The organism is Methylocystis sp. S23 (assembly GCF_054106005.1).
The window spans coordinates 855,719-875,000 of sequence record NZ_CM134185.1 but is presented as its reverse complement, the minus strand read 5'-3'; the positions used below and the strand labels follow the sequence as shown (position 1 = coordinate 875,000).

The following is a 19,282-nucleotide window of genomic DNA, read 5'->3' as shown; positions in this document are numbered from 1 at the left end:
AGCGAACCCGGTGAACTGAAACATCTAAGTAACCGGAGGAAAGGACATCAACGAGACTCCGTTAGTAGTGGCGAGCGAACGCGGACCAGGCCAACGCTTTTGATCTTCCAACTCGAACCGTCTGGAAAGTCGGGCCATAGCGGGTGACAGCCCCGTAGGGATTTCGAAGATTCAAGAGATACGAGTAGGGCGGGACACGTGCAATCCTGTCTGAACATGGGGAGACCACTCTCCAAGCCTAAGCATCCTCAGCGACCGATAGTGAACAAGCACCGTGAGGGAAAGGTGAAAAGCACCCCGACGAGGGGAGTGAAACAGTCCCTGAAACCGGATACCTACAAACAGTCGGAGCCCAAGGTTCGTCCTGGGTGACGGCGTACCTTTTGTATAATGGGTCAGCGACTTAAAGTAACGAGCAAGCTTAAGCCGATAGGCGTAGGCGCAGCGAAAGCGAGTCTGAACAGGGCGTTCAGTTCGTTGCTTTAGACCCGAAACCGAGTGATCTAGCCATGAGCAGGTTGAAGGTGCAGTAACATGCACTGGAGGACCGAACCGGTGTCTGTTGAAATAGACTCGGATGACTTGTGGTTAGGGGTGAAAGGCCAACCAAACTCGGAAATAGCTGGTTCTCCGCGAAAGCTATTTAGGTAGCGCCTCGCATGTATTCTCCAGGGGGTAGAGCACTGGATGGGCTAGGGGTCCCACAGACTTACCAAACCCAACCAAACTCCGAATACCTGGAAGAACTATGCGGGAGACACACGGTGGGTGCTAACGTCCATCGTGGAGAGGGAAACAACCCAGACCAACAGCTAAGGCCCCCAATTCGTGGCTAAGTGGGAAAGGATGTAAGAATCCCAAAACAACCAGGAGGTTGGCTTAGAAGCAGCCATCCTTTAAAGAAAGCGTAACAGCTCACTGGTCTAAATAAGGGTTCTCGCGCCGAAGATGTAACGGGGCTCAAGCCACGAGCCGAAGCTTTGGGTTCATCCGCAAGGATGAGCGGTAGCGGAGCGTTCCGTAAGCTGGTGAAGGAGCAGGCGTGAGCCGCTCTGGAGGCATCGGAAGTGCGAATGCTGACATGAGTAACGAGAAACACTGTGAAAGACAGTGTCGCCGAAAGTCCAAGGGTTCCTGCGTAAAGTTAATCTTCGCAGGGTTAGCCGGTCCCTAAGGCGAGGCCGAAAGGCGTAGTCGATGGGAATCACGTTAATATTCGTGAGCCAGCGGATGGTGACGCGTGGGGTAGATTGTCTGGACTTACTGGATTGTCCGGGCAGTGAACTCGCGCCAGGAAATAGCCTCCGCATCAGACCGTACCCGAAACCGACACAGGTGGACTGGTAGAGCATACCAAGGCGCTTGAGAGAATGACGTTGAAGGAACTCGGCAATTTACCTCCGTAACTTCGGGATAAGGAGGCCTTCGGCTCGCGCAAGCGGGTCGGAGGGCACAGACCAGGGTGGCAACTGTTTAACAAAAACACAGGGCTCTGCGAAATCGCAAGATGACGTATAGGGTCTGACGCCTGCCCGGTGCCGGAAGGTTAAGAGGAGAGGTGCAAGCCTTGAATTGAAGCCCCGGTAAACGGCGGCCGTAAATATAACGGTCCTAAGGTAGCGAAATTCCTTGTCGGGTAAGTTCCGACCTGCACGAATGGCGTAATGACTTCCCCGCTGTCTCCAACGTCAGCTCAGTGAAATTGAATTCCCCGTGAAGATGCGGGTTCCTGCGGTCAGACGGAAAGACCCCGTGCACCTTTACTGTAACTTTGCATTGGCATTCGTGTCGGCATGTGTAGGATAGGTGGTAGGCTTTGAAGCATGGGCGCCAGCTCGTGTGGAGCCACCCTTGAAATACCACCCTTATCGTCATGGATGTCTAACCGGGCGCCGTCATCCGGCGTCGGGACAATGCATGGTAGGCAGTTTGACTGGGGCGGTCGCCTCCCAAAGAGTAACGGAGGCGCGCGATGGTGGGCTCAGAGCGGTCGGAAATCGCTCGTCGAGTGCAATGGCATAAGCCTGCCTGACTGCGAGACAGACAAGTCGAGCAGAGACGAAAGTCGGTCATAGTGATCCGGTGGTCCCTCGTGGAAGGGCCATCGCTCAACGGATAAAAGGTACGCCGGGGATAACAGGCTGATAACCCCAAGAGTCCATATCGACGGGGTTGTTTGGCACCTCGATGTCGGCTCATCACATCCTGGGGCTGGAGAAGGTCCCAAGGGTTCGGCTGTTCGCCGATTAAAGTGGTACGTGAGCTGGGTTCAGAACGTCGTGAGACAGTTCGGTCCCTATCTGCCGTGGGTGTAGGAGAATTGAGAGGATTTGTCCCTAGTACGAGAGGACCGGGATGAACATACCTCTGGTGGACCTGTTGTGGCGCCAGCCGCAGTGCAGGGTAGCTATGTATGGACGGGATAACCGCTGAAGGCATCTAAGCGGGAAACCCACCTCAAAACCAGTTCTCCCTCGAGAGCCGTGGAAGACGACCACGTTGATAGGCCGGGTGTGGAAGCGCAGCAATGTGTGAAGCTTACCGGTACTAATCGCTCAATTGGCTTGATCGCTCTCATTTATCAACGCCCATCGCGCAACAACGGCGCAATGAGCAAACGGAAAGACCGGAAGCGAAATAGCGAATAGGGAGTAGCGAATAGCAATAATTCCATTCGCCACTCCCTATTCGCTATTCGCCCCTTGCTTCGAAATGTGTTTCGCCGGCCTGGTGGCCTTCGGCGAAGCGATCAGACCCGATCCCATCCCGAACTCGGCCGTCAAACGCTTCCGCGCCAATGGTACTATGTCTCAAGACCTGGGAGAGTAGGTCGTCGCCAGGCCTGCCAAACACATCAAATCCTCTTCAGCGATCGCGCATGCAAATGGCAAGCGAATAGGGAGTGGCGAATAGCGAGTAGACTAAACTATTCGCCATTCGCCACTCCCTATTCGCTCCTGCCGCGGGGTGGAGCAGCCCGGTAGCTCGTCAGGCTCATAACCTGAAGGTCGTAGGTTCAAATCCTACCCCCGCATCCAGGAAAACAAACCCATTCGCCATCCCCCTACGCCGTCGTTGACCGCAGACGGACGCGCGCGTAACCTCCATAAAGCAGTGGGTTCCTTCACAATAAATCTTTACCCAGGATTCTCGCTTCTCCTCCGCCCAGTTGCCCGCAATCCGTCCCGCTCCCCCCAGACAAGGCGACCAAAGGTCAATCTTGCCAACTCAATGCCGTCGCCTTCTAATACGATCCATGGCCCTCGAGCCACGGAAAGACGTTGTGAAGGAAGGGGCCTCCTTTGTCGCCCTGAGCTCCGAGCCTTGGCTCGCAATCATTCCCACGACGCCCTTCGAAAAGCCCGGATTCCTGCGGCTTTCCTACGCCATCCGCGAAGGCGACGCCCCCACGCGGCCGATTCTGCGTTACTGGTTCGGGCCGGAAATCTATCGCGAACATCTATTGCCCGCGCCCCATGAAGGCGTCGGCTTGTGGATCGGGCGTGTGCCGGGCGGGTGCACGGATGTCTGGATCAGCCCGACCAACCGTCCCGGCGCTTTGATTTCAGCCTGATAGACATCGCTCCCGCGAATATTCGCGACGTCTTCAACCGACTCAGGCGATTCCCGAAGCGACTTTTCTTCGCCGTGGCCGCTGGTCTCGTGGGGCTCGGCGAGGAGTCGGATCTGAATTGGCGCTGGGCGCTCGGGAGCGAGCCGATCACTTCTTATCCGGCCTGGCGCCGCGAGCGGCGCAGCCGCAAACTCGCCGAACCGAGTCCGCAACCGGACATAAAAAGCAGCGCGCGCTTTTGGTTTTTCGTCGATCTCGACGGCGCGTCCTCGCGTCAGATCGACGCAAGCTGCGCCTCGATCGAACGGCAATCGCTCAAGCATTGGCGCGCACGTCTCGTGGGAACGCCGGCCGATCGCTCCGGGCTCGAGCGGAAGGCGGCGTGGGAGAAGAAGCCGGGCTTCGATCGCAGGAGCAGCCGCGCGCCACCGACTTCCTCGCCCGCCTTTGCGCCGGCGACGTCGTTCACGAGGATGCGGTCGCCTGTTTTGACGCACATTTTTGCCGCCATCCCGAACATAGGCTGGCCTATTGCGACGAAATACGCGGCGACGCGGACCAAGCGGCCCCGGTTTTCAAACCCGGTTGGAGCCCGACGCTTCATCTGTCATATCCCTATATTGGTCGCGCCGCTTTCTTCAGAGCTATCGACGACGCGGCCGGCGCCGATGAATTCGCCGCCGGCCTGTCGCCGTGCGAGGCGGGCGCGTTGCGCCTCCCCTTGTTCGAATTTCCGGAAGCGACCGCTCCCAGCTTGAAAAATTCGACGCGGTCTGCCGCGACGCCCGGCCATCGGTCAGTATCGTCATCCCGACCCGCGACAAGGCCGATCTCCTCAAGGAATGCCTGCAAAGCCTTTTCGAGCGAACGAGCTATGGGAATTTCGACGTCGTCCTCGTCGACAATGACAGCGCCGAACCTCAGGCCCTCAAGCTGATCCAGGATTTCGAGGCGGCGCATGAACGACTGAAGGTCGTCAGATTTCCCGGCGATTTCAATTTCTCGAGGCTCAGCAACGCCGGAGCGCAAGCCTGCGCCGGCGAATTTCTGCTCTTCCTCAACAATGACACTCAAATCATCAGTCCGGACTGGATCGAGCGGCTTCTTTATTTCGCGCGCCAGCCGGATAAGGGCGCGGTCGGCGCAAGCTTCTCTATCCGAACCGCCGGACGCAACATGTCGGCGTGCTCCTCGGGATGGGCGGGGTCGCCGGCCATTTCGGCGCGGGGCTGGATGAATCCGAGCCGGGGTGGTGGGGCCGCAATCTCGCGCCGCATGAGGTTTCAGCCGTGACGGGCGCCTGCTTGATGGTGGCGCGCTCGAAATTCGAGGCGGTCGACCGATTCGACGAAATCCATCTTCCGGTCGATCTAAATGACGTTGATCTCTGCCTCCGCCTCGCCGAGCGCGGCTGGCGCACGATTTGTCATTCGCAGGTCGTTTTGATCCACCATCAATCGGCGAGCCGTGGCGGCGGATTGCGTCTGCAGCAGGTCTATGAGCGCGAGAGGCGTTTCTTTCGGGAGCGCTGGCGCGCGGTCATCCGGGACGATCCCTATTTCCATCCGGGCCTATCCCTGACGCCACGACGGAAATGCTTCCGTGAGCTCGGCTTGCGTCGCAGCGCCGTGGCGACTATTTTTCGAACGTTCCGTCAGAGGGACCGCATGAGCGAATCGCGATGCGCTGCGCGCCGGCTGGCGCGACTTTCCCTCGACAGCGCCCCGGCCAAAGGCAAATGAAGAAGCAGGAGCCTTCCAGACCCCGAAGCTTCTGGCATGGATTCGCGCGACGCAGAGGGCGCTTGCGCCCGATTCCCGCGCCGTAGCCTTGCGAGCAATCTCGGCGACGATCTTCGGCGCCGGCTCCCCGCTCTGTCCCAAGGCGCGGACATCGTATCCGACGCGCTGTCGACGATCGGCGCCGGAGGCGGCTGGATGCGGGCGAGTTTCCTCGCGGCGGTTGTGCTGCCGACTTTCGTTTTTTTCTGTATTCGGCCTTGTGGCAGTCCCAGCGTTATGTCGCCGAAACGCGGCTGACGGTGCGGGAAGCGCAGAAGAAGGAGCAGCACAAGCTCGGCGACGCCGCCGCGATGGTCGCGAAAATGACGGGCGCGTCGGGCGGCTCGCGAGACGTCCAGAACTCCTTCATGGTGCTCAATTACATCAAGAGCCGCGCCATTATCGTGGACCTGGGCGGACGCGCTTATCTCGATCGAAAATTCGGGGAGCCGGGGGTCGATTATTTCTCGCGTCTGTCGAAGGGATCGAATCTCGAGGATCTCTGGAAATACTGGCTCGGTCACATTTCGGCGAGCGTGGACACGCTCTCCGGCATTCTCACCGTGCGCGTCGACGCCTTCCAGCCAGACGACGCGCTTGATCTCGCCAAGGACATCGTTCGGCTGAGCGAGGAACTGGTCAATAAAATCACCTTGCGCAATCGCGGCGACGCCCTTGCGCGCGCCGAAAGCGAGGTGTCGCTCGCGCGCCAGAAGCTGGCCGACACGCGAGAGAAGGTTCTGCAGTTCCGCAACGAGAATTTCCTCATCGATCCCGGCTCGCGCGCCTCGAGCCTCGGCGAGATGATCGTGAAATTGACCATGGAGCGAATCGATCTCGTCAATGCGCTATCGACGGCCGCGTCGTCCCTTTCGAACGACGCGCCGAGCCAACGGTTCCAGCGAACCCGCCTCGCGGCGATCGACCAGCAAATCGCCGATCTCAAGAGGAAGCTGACGGACAGTCAGGGATCGGACGTGGTGTCGGCTCAAATCGCTTCATACGAAAAGCTCAAGCTCGAAGAGCAGTTCGCGGAGCGGCTCTACGCCATTTCGCAATCGGCCTATGAGAGCGCGCGGCAGGATCTGCAGCGCCAGCAGCTCTATCTGGTGACGATCGTCACCCCGACCATGCCGGAATCCGCGACCTATCCGAAGGTCGTCGGCAACACCATCCTGCTTTTCTGCACCTTGCTGATCGTCTGGGCGATCCTTGCGCTCGTCGCCGCCAGCGTCCAGGAACAATTGACCTGATTCGCCGATCTCGGCGAATTGGCCAAAGCGATCGCTTCGCTCAGGAATTTCGGCTTTGGAGCAACCTCACGATCAACGATCGTTCGAGAAACCGTTAAAGTGTAAGCGCTGTTCTGCTCCCACCTGTTTTGAGCGAGCGGTAGGGACGATAATCGGAGCGATAGAGGGCTCCGACACATGTCGATTTCAGAGCGTAAACATATGCCGGAGCCTGAAGCGTTTCCGGCGCGGCGGATCGAGGTCTTCACGGGCTCGGGGCGTCGGAGGACGTGGGGCGCGGATCAGAAAGCGGCGATTGTCGCTGAGAGCTTCGCGGAGGGCGCGAGCGTTTGTGAAGTGGCGCGGCGGCATGGTCTGACGCCGCAGCAGCTTTTACGTGGCGTCGTCAGGCGCGCAAAGAGACCGAGGCTCGCGAGGACGTAGGCGCGCCGCCATTGTTCGTTCCCGCAGTCACGCAAGGGCCTGCGCCCGCGCCGCTCACCAAACGCGAACGACGCGCTGTGCGCCAGGAAGTCGATTCGACGCCGACGATCGAACTTGAAGTTGATGGCGTCACGGTTCGGGTCGGACGCGGCGCGCAAGCAAAGACCATCGCTGCGGTGATCCGGGCGTTGAAAGCCGCCAAATGATCGGTCCGACGGGCGCGGTGCGCGTGATGGTGGCGACGAAGCCGGTCGACTTCCGCAAGGGCGCGGAGGGTCTCGCGGCGCTGGTGCGCGAGACGATACAGTGCGATCCCTTCGACGGCGCGATCTACGTCTTTCGCGCGAAGAGGGCGGACCGCATCAAGCTTGTCTTCTGGGACGGCACGGGTGTGTGCCTCTTCGCCAAGCGACTGGAGGACGGCGAGTTCCGCTGGCCGAAGATCGAAGACGGGGTGATGCGGTTGTCGGCGGCGCAATTTTCGGCGCTGCTGGAGGGGCTAGACTGGCGGCGCGCACACTGCGCGAAGGAGACGTCGGCGCCGGCCTTGTCGGGATGATGCGACACAGTGAATCAGGGCGTCGGAGAGCGTCGAAAGACGGCACAAAATATGGTCTTCTGCGTCTATGGCGCAGGCGGTCGAGACGCTTCCCGACGATCCTAACGAACTGAAGGCGATGCTCCTCGCCGAGCGGGCGCGCAACGATCGTCTCGTGCAGATCATCAAGGAGATGCAGCGCCATCGCTTTGGACGACGCGCCGAGACCCTTCCCGAAGACCAGATGCTGCTCGCGCTCGAAGAGGTCGAACAGACGGAAGCGGGCGCCGCCGCGGAGGAGGAAGCCAAGTCCGCCACCGAACGCGAGAAGGCGTCCAGAAAGCGCCGCACGAACCGTGGCGCGCTGCCTGCGCATCTCCCGCGCATCGAAACCATCGTCGACATCGAGGATAAAGCCTGTCCCTGCTGCAAGGGGGCGCTCCATCAGATCGGTGAGGATGTCTCCGAGCGGCTCGACGTCGTGCCGGCGCAGTTCCGCGTGCTGGTGACGCGGCGTCCCAAATACGCCTGCCGCGCCTGCGAGGGCGCTATCGTGCAGGCGTCGGCCCCGGCGCGGCTGATCGAGGGCGGCCTGCCGACCGAGGCGACAATCGCCCATACTGGTCTCCAAATACGCCGATCACTTGCCGCTCTATCGCCAAGCACAGATCTACGCCCGGCAGGGGATCGCCCTCGACCGTTCGACGCTCGCCGACTGGGCTGGCCGCGCCGCCTGGCATTTGCGGCCCGTGCACGAGCGGCTTCTGGAACACATCAGATCGTCGACAAAAATCTTCGCCGACGAGACAAGGGCGCCGGTGCTTGACCCCGGGCGCGGGCGCACCAAGACCGGCCAACTTTGGGCTTATGCGCGTGACGACCGGCCATGGGGCGGCGCCGATCCGCCAATCGCAGTCTATGTCTATGCGCAAAACCGAAAGTCCGAGCAGCCGCTCACGCATCTTGCCGGCTTCACGGGCGTCGTGCAGGTCGACGGTTACGCCGGCTATCGCGCGCTGACGCAGAAGAACAGCGTGTCGCTCGCCTTCTGCTGGTCTCACGTCCGCCGGCGCTTCTACGAACTCGCCGCAGCAGGTCCCGCGCCGATCGCCAGTGAGGCTCTGGCGCGCATCGGCGCGCTCTACGCCATCGAGAGCGACATCCGCGGGCAGAACCCGGACGACCGGCGCGCAGCGCGACAGGAAAATCCCGCCCGATCCTCGACGCCCTCGAGCCATGGCTGCGCGAGAAGCTCGCGCTGATCAGCCAGAAGACCAAGCTCGCCGAGGCGATCCGCTACGCGCTTTCACGCTGGGACGGCTTGACGCGCTTTATCGACGACGGGCGCACCGAGATCGACTCCAATATCGTCGAGCGCGCGATCCGTCCCATTGCCCTCAATCGCAAGAACGCGCTCTTCGCGGGTTCGGACGGAGGCGGCGAAAACTGGGCGATCGTCGCGTCGCTCATCGAGACCTGCAAACTGAACGGCGTCGATCCGATGGCCTATATGGCCGATGTCCTCGCGAAGATCGTCGACGGACATCTCGCGAGCAAACTCGACGAGCTCATGCCATGGGCCTACGCGCAGCCGGTCGCTCTCAAACACGTGGCCTGAAAACAGCGGTTACGTTAAAGTCGCCGTTCGTCAGGACAAGAGTTCGAAGACCTCCGCTTCGGCAATACGGTCCGAAGGCGGAGCCGTCCAAACTGCGGCCGCCTTGCGGCCTCGCGCATAAACCGCGATCCTGCTGCCGGGGCCTTCGCCAGTATGACCGAGCGGGTGATTTAGAGGATCGCTTGCCCATAGCATGAGGCCAAGCCCGTAGGCCGGATCGGGATGGTTGGCGCTGCGATGCTCGGGGAGCGGACGCCCTTTCACCATCTCGGCCAATGTTTCGGGCCTGAGCAGATTGCCTGCCATTAACGCCGACAATAAGCGAGCGGCGTCCGCGACCGTTCCGGTAATTAGGCCGTGATAGACCCAACCCGGATGATAATTGCTGGCGCTTCCCATTTGAACGCTCGCGAGATCAGCCGGCGTTGTGGCCAAGCGAGCAGTCGCCAGCCCGGCAGGTGCGAATACGAGCCGCCGAAGCGCCGCCGCCAATGTCTGACCGGACACACGCTCAATCAATCGCGCGACTTTGAAATATCCAATATTTGAATAGACCCAACCACTTCCGGGTTCGTAACGTGGTTGGCCCGCATCGAGCGCGGTGAGAAGCTGGTCGACCGGCCACGGCGACTTACCCGCCGCCACATCCTCATGGTACCGGGGCAGGGAGCCGTAGTCCGGCAGCCCTGCTTCATGGCGGAGAAGCTGGCGCAGGTTAAAGCGCTTGCCGTCTATCGGCTCATTCAGGGCGAGCAAGCCGCTTTCCACGAGGCGGAGAGAAGCAATTGCAAGAACGGTCTTTGCGAAACTCCACCAGGGAACCGAATCGGCGATCCCCGAATGGGTCACGACATGAGCTTCATCGATAAGGACGCCTGATTTCATGTCGTATAACACAGTTATCGCCATGATCGCGCGAAGCTGGCCTGCTACCGGACGAACTTTCGCTCTCGGGAATGGCGAGGAGGGGTCGGAGACCGAAATTCAAACTGAGGCGCCGCCGCTCACTTCGCCATATGATCGCGGACCAGAAAGGCGGCGCCGGCGAGAAGCGCCCAGGCGAACACGGCCGGCGCGACGATGATCGACCATTCCAGCCAGCGGCGCGGATAGACGGATTTTTCCGCGAGCGTCGGACGCAGGAAGGGGACAAGATAGGCCCGCTGGCGCTCAAGATCGATGCGGGCGCTTTCATAGGCTGACGACGCCAGCGCATATTGCTGCTGGGCGAGACTGAGTTCGACCTGCCGCTCCGAGAGAATGCCCGCCCGGCCGGCGAGCGAGGCGTTGTTCTCGGCGCTCGCGATCTCCGCCGTATATTCGGCGATCTGCTTCTTGAGGCTCTCCACGCGCGCATTGAGCAGCTTGACCTGCGGGGACTGCGTCGCCGCGGCGCTCGACTGAAGCGCCAGGCTTTCCTGCGCGGCGGCGAGATCCAGCCGAAGCCGGGTGATGATCTTGTTGATCGCCTCGGCCGCCGCCGGCGCGTCGAGAACGCCCTCCGCATTGCGCGCGTCCCGCATATTGGCGGTCGCGACCTTCAAATGCTCCTCGGCGCGCGTCAGCTCCGACTGGGCCTGCTCCAGGGCGTCGCGCCGCGAGCGCGTCGACATTTCATTGACGAGCTTTTCGGAGAGGTCGATGATCTTCTGCGAGAGGAGGAGCGAGTCTTCCGGCGAGAAGGCCCGCACTTGGACGGAAATGATCCCGGACATCAGATCGACGCTGGCGTCGACCCTCTTCTTCCAATATTTTTCCAAGGTTTCTATCGGATCATCCGGGTCGAAGCGCGAAAAATAATCGACGCCGGGCCGCGAGAAGATGCGCCTCAGATCGATGGTCTTGTCGAGCGTGTAGACCATCGACCGGCCCAGAATATATTTGGTGACGACCTGAGAGTCCTGGAGCTGCTTCTCGTCGCCGCCGCCGACGCCGAGCGCCGCAAACGAGCTTTCCGATCCATGCAGCGCGAATTTCGTCTCCGTCAGATATTGCTTGCTCGCAATCAGGCCCCAATAGACCGAAGCGGCGATCACCGGCGCCACGACGCAGGCCGCGAAGCTCGCCCAGAGGCCCTTCTGGAACGCCCGTTCGCCACGGCGGACGGCATAGCCGCCGCCCGTGATCATGCTCGACGGCGCGCGCGATCTGTTGGCCGCCCGACGCAGGGCGCGGGAGATGGATTTCGCGATGCGATCCGCGTCCTCGGGCCCGATCGCCTCATGCGGCCGGGGAAAGGCGACCTGTCGGGCGCTCGGCCCGTTCTGCAAGACGGGGTCAGGCATTGAGCTTCTTATAGAGTTCGATGGCGTCGTCGAGTTCGCGGAAGACATGCATCTGCCCGCCGGCGAGAACGATGCCGCGGTCGCAATAATCCTTGATGGTGTGCATGGCGTGGGACACCATGATGATGTCGGCCTTTTTCCGCCGCTTGTCGAATTCCTCCTTGCACCGCGCCGCGAAGCGGGCGTCTCCGACCGCCGTCACTTCGTCGATCAGATAGCAGTCGAAATCGATCGCCATCGAGAGGCCGAAGGCCAGGCGCGCGATCATGCCGGAGGAATAGGTCATGGTGGACACGTCCATATAGGCGCCGACCTCCGCGAAATCCTCTACGAAGCTGATGATCTTGCGCGGGTCGAGACCATAGACGCGGGAGATGAACTTGACGTTCTCCCGGCCCGTGAGCTTCGGATGGAGCCCGCCCGTAAAGCCCAGCGGCCAGGAAACCCGCACCTTGCGCCGAATGCGGCCGCCATTCGGCAACTCGCTTCCGGCGAGAATGCGCACCAGCGTGGACTTTCCGGCGCCGTTGACGCCGAGAATGCCATAGCTGCGCCCCGCCTGGAAATCGAGACTGATGTGGTTGAGGACGACCTTTCGATGTCCATTCGACTTGTAATATTTATAAACGTCTTCGAGCTCGATCATGTCCGATGTCGGTCGCGGATCCGGCGGATTCAAATATGCCATCATTCTGGCTAATCCATGACGCGAGCGGCTCGCCCGCTCCGCGGCTGGCTATTATAGCCAGAGCTAGAGTAGACAGATAGGCATGAGACAGGAAACCACTTTTCAGGCGGTGCGGCGGCACCTCCGCAATGGTTACGTCATCCTGACCACGCGCGGACCCGTCGCCCTGTACGGCGCGGCGATGCGCGAGGCCGCCAAGCTCATCGATTCGCCTGTCGGCGTCTTCCTGGCGCCGCGCGACATCTTCCGCGACGGGCCGCATTTTCTGCGGGAGCACGGGCTGCGCGCGACGATCGGCGCGGTGCTGCGCCAGACGGCGGCGACCTACGACCCGCCGCTCGGACGCCGCCGCAACCCCATCAACGACCCGCTGCGCGAGCGGGCGATCAATTATTATCACACCTATGAGCTGACCAAGCCCGATGGCGTCGTCCCGTCGCGCCGGCCCGCCAATGAGATGGATTTCGCGCTCGAAATCCCCTTCGCTTTCGCGCCGTCGCCCTCGGCGAGGGGGCCCGTCGCCGCGATCGTCCACGCCTTCTATCCCGAGATTCTGCCGCTTGTCCTCGAAAAGCTGGAGAACATTCCCGGCGCGGTCGATCTCTTCTTGTCGACCGACGCCGCTGAGAAGAAGCAGGCGTTGGAGGCGGCGTCGCGCGGCTGGCGCAAGGGCCGGGTCGAAATCCGGTTGACGCCCAATCGCGGCCGCGACATCGCCGCGAAGTTCTTCGGCTTTCGGGAGGTCTACGCCGATTACGACCTCTTCGTGCATCTGCACACCAAGCGCTCGCCCCATGGCGGCGCGGAGCTGGCGCGCTGGCGGGATTATCTCATGGACCACCTTCTCGGCTCTCCCGAGATCGTGCGCTCCATCCTCGCGCTCTTCGACGACCCGAAGATCGGCGTCGTCTTTCCTCAGCATCTTTTCGAGCTGCGCGGCATTCTGAATTGGGGGTACGACTACGATCTCGCGCGCGCTTTGATGAGGCGCATGGGCGTCGAGATCGACAAGAACATGGTGCTGGAATTTCCATCCGGCTCCATGTTCTGGGGCCGTAGCGCCGCCTTCCGGCCGCTGCTCGACCTCGATATCGGCTTCGACGACTTTCCGGAGGAGGGGGCGCATGTCGACGGCACGCTCGCCCATGCGATCGAGCGCGTCCTGCTGATGATCGCGGAGTCGAAAGGCTTCGAATGGCTGAAGGTCGCGCGGCGCGATCTTTATCCGATGCCCAGCACGCTTCTGACGGTCGACGGGCCGGAGGACATTCTCCGGCACCGCCTGAAAGTGTTCCAGCCCTGTCTCGGCAATGTCGATAACGGGCTGCGCCCGCAGGATCGCGGCATTGTCGAGATCAAGCCGCTGCTCTCCTATCCGTCCCGCAATCCGCGTCCCCGCCTCAATCTGCTGACGCCGACGGTCAATCCGCATCAGATCTTCGGCGGCGTCGCCACGGCGATTAAGCTCTTCACCGCGGTCGCCGACGCGCTCGGCGACGATTACGACCGCCGCATCGTCGCGACCGACGCCGACATCGAGCCGGAGGCCTATGAAAGTCTCCCGGATTATGAGGCCGTCCCCCATGCGGCGAGCCTCGATCTCGGCCGTCATCTGCTCGTCGACGCCTATGAGCGCGACGGCAGCCGCCTCGATCTGCGCGCGGGCGACATTTTCATCGCCACGGCCTGGTGGACGGCGCTTTTCGCGCTCGATCTCGAGCGCGACCGCGCGCGGCTATTCGGCGGCGAGCTGCCCTTCATCTATCTCGTGCAGGATGACGAGCCTTATTTCCAGGGCCGCAGCGCGCGCTACGCGCTCGCCGAATCGACCTACCGCCGCGCGGGCGCCATCGCCGTCATCAATTCCGAGGAGCTCTATACGGTGATGAGCCGGAAATACGCTTTCCGGGAAGCCTATTGCGCGCCCTACGCTATGGATGCGCAAATTTCCGCCGCGCTCCGTCCGGCCCCGCGCGAAAGGCTGATGCTCGTCTACGGGCGGCCGCATGTGAATCGCAACGCTTTCGAACTGATCTGCGACGGCCTCTTTCGCTGGCAGCAGCGCGATCCGATTCGCGCGAGCCGCTGGCGCATCCTCTTCCTGGGGGAGGAATTTCCCGAGACGCTCGTCTATCCGGTCCAGAACGCCTCCGTCGGCGGCAAGGTCAGCCTCGCCGATTATGCGAGCTATCTCAGCCGGGCGAGCGTCGGCATATCGCTCATGCTCTCGCCGCATCCGAGCTATCCGCCGCTCGAAATGGCCGAGGCGGGCCTTCTGACCCTCACCAACCAATTCGAAGGCAAGAACCTCACAAGCCGCTTCGACAATATCGTTTCGCTGGAGCTGCTAGAGCCCGCGGCGCTCGCCGACGCCATCGAGTCGGCGGTCGCCGCCATGGAGCCGCGCATCGGCGAGACGATTCCGCGCGTTGCGCCGCGCGCGCCGGTCTTACAGGGCGCGCAGATTTTCGAGGTCGCCGCTTTCGCCGAAAGGCTGCGTCGGTTGCGCGCCTGATCATTCCCGCGTCCGCAGCAGCCGGATCACGCAACTTTCGATCGACTGGCGCCAGGGCGGGAGGCTGATTCCATGGCGCGCTTTCAGCTTGGCGTTGTCCAGCCTCGAATTGGCCGGGCGGCGCGCGGGCGTCGGATAGTCGGACGTCCCGATGCGATTGATCCGCACCGCGCGGCGGCCGGCCTTTTCCGCGACGGCGAAGGTCGCCTCGGCGACATCCGCCCAGCTCGCTTCTCCCGCGCCGGTGAGATGGAAGACGCCGCGCAATTCGGTCGACGGATCGGCGACGAGGCGCCGCGCGAGAAGGACGAGAGCGTCGGCTATGTCGATGGCGTTGGTCGGATTGCCGAGCTGGTCCGCGACCACGCCCACTTCATCGCGCGTCTCGCCGAGGCGCAGCATGGTCTTCACGAAATTTGCGCCGAAGGGGCTGTACACCCAGGCCGTCCGCAGGATGACATGGTTGTCGTGGATCGCCGCGATCTTCTGTTCGCCCGCCAGCTTGGAGCGGCCATAGGCGCCTGTCGGGCCGGTCGGATCGTCCTCGCGATAGGGGCGGTCGAGCGTTCCCTCGAAGACGTAGTCCGTCGAGAGATGCAGCAGCGGTATCTTCAGCTCGGCCGCGGCTTCGGCCACATGGCCCGCGCCCTCGCCATTGACGCGCATGGCGACGTCCGGCTCGCTTTCCGCCTTGTCGACGGCGGTATAGGCGGCGGCGTTGATGATCGCGTCGCAACCCGCATGGCGCAGACTGGCGAGAACGGCGTTGCGCAGGCCGAGATCGAGCTGCGGACGGCCGAGCGCGATGATCTCCACATCCTTCGGCGCGCGCTCGATGAGGGCGCTGACGACCTGGCCTTTCAATCCCGTGACGGCAAGGCGAAGAGACATGGCCGCGCCTCCCTGGCTTCGCGCGCGATTGTAGGACGCGACGGCTCTAGGCGGCAAGGGAGCGGCGCCTCGCCCGGAGCGCGCTCTTCGCGCGATCCGCAGCCTTACTTGCGTCCGACGCTGATATAGGCGAATCCGCGCTTGCGGACGTCCGCCGGGCGGTAGACGTTGCGCAGATCGACGATGATCGGCTGCTTGAGCAGGCTTTTCACGCGGTCGAGATCGAGCGCGCGGAAAGCGTCCCATTCGGTGACGATGGCGAGCGCGTCGGCGCCCTCGATCGCCGAATAGGCGTCGTCGTGGAACGTCACCTCCGGCATGAGCGGCCGCGCCTGCTCCATGCTCTCCGGATCATAGGCGTGCACCTCGGCGCCGTCGCCCGCGAGCGAGGCCACGATGGCGAGCGAGGGCGCGTCGCGCATGTCGTCCGTATTGGGCTTGAAGGCGAGGCCGAGCAGCGCGATCTTCTTGCCGCGCACGGAGCCGCCGAGCGCCACGATGATCTTGCGCGCCATGGCCCGCTTGCGCGCGTCGTTCACCGCCACGACCGTCTCGACGATGCGCAGGCTCGCGCCTTCGTCCTGGCCGGTCTTGATCAAAGCCAGCGTATCCTTCGGGAAGCAGGAGCCGCCATAGCCCGGCCCCGCATGCAGGAACTTCGCGCCGATGCGCTTGTCGAGGCCGATGCCGCGCGCGACGTCCTGCACGTCGGCGCCGACCTTCTCGCACAGATCGGCGATCTCGTTGATGAAGGTGATCTTGGTCGCGAGAAAGGCGTTGGCCGCATATTTGGTGAGCTCGGAAGTGCGGCGGCCGACAAAGACGAGCGGCGGCGCGTTGAGCGAGAGGGGCCGGTAGATTTCCTCCATCACCTCGCGGGCGCGCGGATCCTCGACGCCGATGACCACGCGGTCGGGGCGCTTGAAATCCTCGATCGCCGCGCCTTCGCGCAGGAATTCCGGATTGGAGACGACGGCGAAATCCGCCTTGGGGTTCACTTCGCGAATGATGCGCTCGACCTCGTCGCCCGTGCCGACCGGAACGGTCGATTTATTGACGATCACGGCGAATCCGTCGCCGAGCGCCTGCGCGATCGTCTTGGCGGCGGCGAAGACATAGGAGAGGTCGGCGTGGCCGTCGCCGCGCCGCGACGGCGTGCCGACGCCGATGAAGACCGCGTCCGCGTCTTTCACGGCCGGCGCGAGATCGGTGGTGAAGGAAAGACGGTTCTGGCGAACATTGTTGGCGACGAGCTCGTCGAGGCCCGGCTCGAAGATCGGTATTTCGCCGCGCTTCAGGCGCTCGATCTTGGAGGCGTCGGCGTCGACGCAGATCACTTCATGACCGAAATCCGCAAAGCACGCGCCAGAAACAAGGCCCACATAGCCAGAGCCGATCATCGTGATTTTCATCGAAGCGAATTCTCCTTGCGTGGCGCGTCAACGGTCGGATGCGCGCTTGGCGCGTCACTCCATCGATTTCACAAGGCTCTTTGTCAATCTTCCTCGCTTCGGTCACGGAATGAAAACGCCGCGCGAGAAGTTTTTTGTGGAGGGCGTTTCGCCTCCAATCACGGCACTCTCTTTGAAAACGCCATAAAGTCAAAAGTTTGTGATGATTTTAGACGCAGCCCGGTCGGCTGCGCGGCGCGCCTCGCGTCATGAGCGCGACATGATCCGCGGGCAATGCGTCGTCCTTTGCGGCGCTTGCGGCTCCACGAAGATCGCGGCCGACTCAGCCGGCCGGTCCAAGCCACGCGGCGACGCGGTCGCGCCATTCCGCGAGGCTGCGCTTCGCCGCGAGCTTGCGCGCGCGGCCGGCGATCAGGCGATTCAGCGGCGCGCCCATGCGCATCACGCCGCCATAGCCGCAATCGCAGAGCAAGGCGTGGGCTTCTCGCTGCGAGAGACCAAAGAATGCGACGCCGTCTCCGACGCTGTCGCCGCTCATCCCCTCGAGACGGAGGAGGGGATCACGAAAGGCGATGGAGAGCGGCGACCCGTCCTGCTTCAGCGCGAGCCGTTCGCGCTTGCGATAGCATTCCATCGTGATGAAGAGCCGCGCCGGCTCGCGCGCCGCTTCGAGCAGGCAGGCGAGTCGCTCCAGCCGACGGCGCCGAAGCATCCAGGCGGGGCCATCCGGCCGCGACACGCGCGCGGCCAAGGAGAGTTCTTCGATGGTGCGAGGTTTCATCGGCGCCCGCCTGTCTTGCGTTGTTCCCGCGCGATCAAACTTGCCATGCGGCCGGGAGGTTCCCATCGAACGCGCGGCGCGCGCCGCGCGCAATTCCTGCGGCTTCGCTAATCCGGAAACGCCGAAGTTGCGAGCCATCGGCCTCGACCACGGCTTCCTGTCGCAAATTTCATAAAATCCAATGAGTTATGAAGTCGCTCCTTGATGCCGCCCATGTGCTTCCCATTTAAGCAGATAGAAAGCGACAGCAAGGCGATGAAACCGGCTCTAGACCCCGACGCACCGCCAATGGCTTGCATTAGATGCCTTGATCTTGCCCGGCGCTGGCTGACCCATTGCGACAAGCTCTCTTGCAGATCCATGCTCGACGCGCTCGCCAAGTTTTCCGACGTCCAGCTTGCGGATTCGTGCATATCGAGATGGGGCCTTGATCAGCCGCAGGGCGACGACAATGACATAAGCTGGTTCGAAGCGCATGAGGCGAGCCGCGAGCTGCTCATCTGGGCGTTTGCGACGCAACGCGCCTTCGCGACGGCCCAGGCTGATCCGTAAATCCCCCCGCAAATCAGCCGCTGGCCGCTCGCAACAAATCCATCAACTCGTCCTGCTTGCGGTGAACGGACAGCTCGCCTTCCGAAATCGCTTCCGCCGCGCGCTCGAACTCCAGCAAGCCGATATGCCCGACGCGCGGCGTGATGTGAACGTCCGGCGGATCGCCGGCGAGGCGCGAACGGGTCAGTCGATCCTGCATGATGCTCAATGAAGTGGTCATCACGCCGAACAAGCTTTCCTGATTCGCTTCCTGGCGGAAAAACGGAGGAGCTTCGTCCGCCACGGCGGAGTCCTGAACGCCGAGGACCAGCGGGTCGAATCCGATCGCCGTTCGCGGCGAGAGCGCGGTCCCGCGCATCTTGCCGATAATATCCGTGTTCAAATTGATGGCGATGACCAGATCCGCGCCCAAGGCCCGACATGGCGCGACGGGGAGAGGATTGACGAGCGCGCCATCCGCGAGCGCGCGCCCGCCCGATTTTACGGGCGGCAGCAGCCCTGGCAGGCCGATCGAGGCGCGAACGGCGTCGACGAGACCGCCATGCTGAAGCCATATCTCATGGCCGGTGACCAGATCCGTCGCGACGCCGACGAAAGCGCCCTGCAAATCCTCGACCCGTCGCGCGCCCAACAAGCTCCTCATCTCTTCGACGATGCGGTTGCCGCTGAGCAGGCTTCCGCGTCGGAAATGAAGATCGATATATCTGAAGATCCGCCGCCTCGTGAGGGAGAGCGTCCATTGCTCCAGCGCGTCCAGCTCCTTCGCCAGATAGCACGCGCCGACAAATGCGCCCGCCGAGGACCCGGCCACGATGTCGAAAGGAATTCCCAGCCGTTGCAGCGCCCTGATGGCGCCGATATGCGCCCAGCCCCTCGCGACGCCGCTGCTCAGCGCGAGCCCGATCTTGCGGCGTCCCAATGAGCGGGCGATCCCGGCGGCCATTTCCGGCGTCCTCCAAAGACCAGGCTGG

At 62.4% G+C, this 19,282-nt stretch carries 17 protein-coding genes, 1 tRNA gene, 2 rRNA genes and 1 pseudogene (1 of these 21 only partly in view); 13 read left to right on the top strand and 8 right to left on the bottom strand.

Annotation, left to right across the window (positions count from 1 at the left end; translation table 11 throughout):
• The 4 genes from ACV7JP_RS04410 to ACV7JP_RS04395 form a co-directional block, all read left to right on the top strand.
• Window positions 1-2,572: ribosomal RNA gene (locus ACV7JP_RS04410) — 23S ribosomal RNA — on the top strand (it extends 369 nt beyond the left edge of the window).
• Between the two features lie 154 nt (window positions 2,573-2,726).
• Window positions 2,727-2,842, top strand: a 5S ribosomal RNA gene (gene rrf, locus ACV7JP_RS04405).
• A gap of 119 nt (window positions 2,843-2,961) precedes the next feature.
• Window positions 2,962-3,038 (top strand) — tRNA-Met (locus ACV7JP_RS04400).
• A gap of 245 nt (window positions 3,039-3,283) precedes the next feature.
• Window positions 3,284-3,574 carry a hypothetical protein gene (locus tag ACV7JP_RS04395; protein ID WP_457798023.1) on the top strand — a complete coding sequence of 97 codons (291 nt, stop codon included), beginning with the start codon at window positions 3,284-3,286 and terminating at the stop codon, window positions 3,572-3,574.
• A gap of 274 nt (window positions 3,575-3,848) precedes the next feature.
• Here ACV7JP_RS04395 and ACV7JP_RS04390 read toward each other — a convergent pair whose 3' ends face one another.
• Window positions 3,849-4,073 (bottom strand): hypothetical protein, encoded by a 225-nt coding sequence (locus ACV7JP_RS04390; protein ID WP_457798022.1) that lies wholly within the window; start codon window positions 4,071-4,073, stop codon window positions 3,849-3,851.
• A 194-nt stretch (window positions 4,074-4,267) separates the two neighbouring features.
• Here ACV7JP_RS04390 and ACV7JP_RS04385 point away from each other — a divergent pair, with 194 nt between their 5' ends.
• From ACV7JP_RS04385 to tnpC, 7 genes and pseudogenes are all read left to right on the top strand, one after another.
• Entirely contained in the window at window positions 4,268-4,867 is a 600-nt protein-coding gene (locus ACV7JP_RS04385; RefSeq protein WP_457798021.1) for a glycosyltransferase family 2 protein, read from the top strand.
• Entirely contained in the window at window positions 4,771-5,316 is a 546-nt protein-coding gene (locus ACV7JP_RS04380; protein ID WP_457799137.1) for a glycosyltransferase family 2 protein, read from the top strand. The genes ACV7JP_RS04385 and ACV7JP_RS04380 overlap by 97 nt, the downstream gene beginning before the upstream one ends.
• A gap of 257 nt (window positions 5,317-5,573) precedes the next feature.
• The gene (locus tag ACV7JP_RS04375) at window positions 5,574-6,608 is read left to right on the top strand and encodes a hypothetical protein (protein ID WP_457798020.1); all 1,035 of its coding nucleotides are present in this window, start codon (window positions 5,574-5,576) and stop codon (window positions 6,606-6,608) included.
• A 177-nt stretch (window positions 6,609-6,785) separates the two neighbouring features.
• The gene (locus ACV7JP_RS04370; protein ID WP_457796555.1) at window positions 6,786-7,031 is read left to right on the top strand and encodes a transposase; all 246 of its coding nucleotides are present in this window, start codon (window positions 6,786-6,788) and stop codon (window positions 7,029-7,031) included.
• A gap of 77 nt (window positions 7,032-7,108) precedes the next feature.
• On the top strand, window positions 7,109-7,237 hold the full coding sequence (locus tag ACV7JP_RS04365; protein ID WP_457797107.1) for a hypothetical protein: 129 nt from the start codon (window positions 7,109-7,111) through the stop codon (window positions 7,235-7,237).
• Window positions 7,234-7,590, top strand: coding sequence for an IS66 family insertion sequence element accessory protein TnpB (tnpB, locus tag ACV7JP_RS04360; protein ID WP_457798019.1), 357 nt, complete (start codon window positions 7,234-7,236; stop codon window positions 7,588-7,590). Before ACV7JP_RS04365 ends, tnpB begins: the two co-directional genes overlap by 4 nt.
• Before the next feature lie 67 nt (window positions 7,591-7,657).
• Window positions 7,658-9,187, top strand: a pseudogene (gene tnpC, locus ACV7JP_RS04355) (IS66 family transposase).
• Window positions 9,188-9,217: 30 nt separating this feature from the next.
• Here tnpC and ACV7JP_RS04350 read toward each other — a convergent pair.
• From ACV7JP_RS04350 to ACV7JP_RS04340, 3 genes are all read right to left on the bottom strand, one after another.
• Entirely contained in the window at window positions 9,218-10,096 is an 879-nt protein-coding gene (locus ACV7JP_RS04350) for a serine hydrolase domain-containing protein (RefSeq protein ID WP_457798018.1), read from the bottom strand.
• Between the two features lie 95 nt (window positions 10,097-10,191).
• Window positions 10,192-11,472, bottom strand: a complete 1,281-nt coding sequence (locus tag ACV7JP_RS04345; RefSeq protein WP_457798017.1) for a hypothetical protein — start codon at window positions 11,470-11,472, stop codon at window positions 10,192-10,194.
• A complete protein-coding gene (locus ACV7JP_RS04340) occupies window positions 11,465-12,118 on the bottom strand; it encodes an ABC transporter ATP-binding protein (RefSeq protein WP_457799030.1) in 654 nt (217 codons plus the stop codon). The genes ACV7JP_RS04345 and ACV7JP_RS04340 overlap by 8 nt, the downstream gene beginning before the upstream one ends.
• A gap of 124 nt (window positions 12,119-12,242) precedes the next feature.
• Here ACV7JP_RS04340 and ACV7JP_RS04335 point away from each other — a divergent pair, with 124 nt between their 5' ends.
• Window positions 12,243-14,675 carry a rhamnosyltransferase WsaF family glycosyltransferase gene (locus tag ACV7JP_RS04335; RefSeq protein WP_457798016.1) on the top strand — a complete coding sequence of 811 codons (2,433 nt, stop codon included), beginning with the start codon at window positions 12,243-12,245 and terminating at the stop codon, window positions 14,673-14,675.
• On the opposite strand, the gene rfbD is transcribed toward ACV7JP_RS04335, so the two are convergent.
• The 3 genes from rfbD to ACV7JP_RS04320 form a co-directional block, all read right to left on the bottom strand.
• On the bottom strand, window positions 14,676-15,623 hold the full coding sequence (rfbD, locus tag ACV7JP_RS04330; RefSeq protein WP_457798015.1) for a dTDP-4-dehydrorhamnose reductase: 948 nt from the start codon (window positions 15,621-15,623) through the stop codon (window positions 14,676-14,678).
• A 47-nt stretch (window positions 15,624-15,670) separates the two neighbouring features.
• Window positions 15,671-16,978, bottom strand: coding sequence for a UDP-glucose dehydrogenase family protein (locus ACV7JP_RS04325; protein ID WP_457798014.1), 1,308 nt, complete (start codon window positions 16,976-16,978; stop codon window positions 15,671-15,673).
• Between the two features lie 322 nt (window positions 16,979-17,300).
• The gene (locus ACV7JP_RS04320) at window positions 17,301-17,759 is read right to left on the bottom strand and encodes a hypothetical protein (RefSeq protein WP_457798013.1); all 459 of its coding nucleotides are present in this window, start codon (window positions 17,757-17,759) and stop codon (window positions 17,301-17,303) included.
• Window positions 17,760-18,119: 360 nt separating this feature from the next.
• Between ACV7JP_RS04320 and ACV7JP_RS04315 the strand changes: the two genes are divergently transcribed.
• Window positions 18,120-18,311 carry a hypothetical protein gene (locus ACV7JP_RS04315; protein WP_457798012.1) on the top strand — a complete coding sequence of 64 codons (192 nt, stop codon included), beginning with the start codon at window positions 18,120-18,122 and terminating at the stop codon, window positions 18,309-18,311.
• Between the two features lie 13 nt (window positions 18,312-18,324).
• Here ACV7JP_RS04315 and ACV7JP_RS04310 read toward each other — a convergent pair whose 3' ends face one another.
• A complete protein-coding gene (locus tag ACV7JP_RS04310) occupies window positions 18,325-19,254 on the bottom strand; it encodes a patatin-like phospholipase family protein (protein ID WP_457798011.1) in 930 nt (309 codons plus the stop codon).
• Between the last annotated feature and the right edge of the window lie 28 nt (window positions 19,255-19,282).

Coding starts and splice junctions, on each gene's coding strand:
- ACV7JP_RS04390 (WP_457798022.1), bottom strand. CDS start 4,073: ATGTGCGTCAAAACAGGCGACCGCATCCTCGTGAACGACGTCGCCGGC.
- ACV7JP_RS04380 (WP_457799137.1), top strand. CDS start 4,771: ATGGGCGGGGTCGCCGGCCATTTCGGCGCGGGGCTGGATGAATCCGAG.
- ACV7JP_RS04370 (WP_457796555.1), top strand. CDS start 6,786: ATGTCGATTTCAGAGCGTAAACATATGCCGGAGCCTGAAGCGTTTCCG.
- tnpB (WP_457798019.1), top strand. CDS start 7,234: ATGATCGGTCCGACGGGCGCGGTGCGCGTGATGGTGGCGACGAAGCCG.
- ACV7JP_RS04350 (WP_457798018.1), bottom strand. CDS start 10,096: ATGGCGATAACTGTGTTATACGACATGAAATCAGGCGTCCTTATCGAT.
- ACV7JP_RS04345 (WP_457798017.1), bottom strand. CDS start 11,472: ATGCCTGACCCCGTCTTGCAGAACGGGCCGAGCGCCCGACAGGTCGCC.
- ACV7JP_RS04340 (WP_457799030.1), bottom strand. CDS start 12,118: ATGATCGAGCTCGAAGACGTTTATAAATATTACAAGTCGAATGGACAT.
- ACV7JP_RS04335 (WP_457798016.1), top strand. CDS start 12,243: ATGAGACAGGAAACCACTTTTCAGGCGGTGCGGCGGCACCTCCGCAAT.
- ACV7JP_RS04325 (WP_457798014.1), bottom strand. CDS start 16,978: ATGAAAATCACGATGATCGGCTCTGGCTATGTGGGCCTTGTTTCTGGC.
- ACV7JP_RS04320 (WP_457798013.1), bottom strand. CDS start 17,759: ATGAAACCTCGCACCATCGAAGAACTCTCCTTGGCCGCGCGCGTGTCG.
- ACV7JP_RS04315 (WP_457798012.1), top strand. CDS start 18,120: ATGCTCGACGCGCTCGCCAAGTTTTCCGACGTCCAGCTTGCGGATTCG.
- ACV7JP_RS04310 (WP_457798011.1), bottom strand. CDS start 19,254: ATGGCCGCCGGGATCGCCCGCTCATTGGGACGCCGCAAGATCGGGCTC.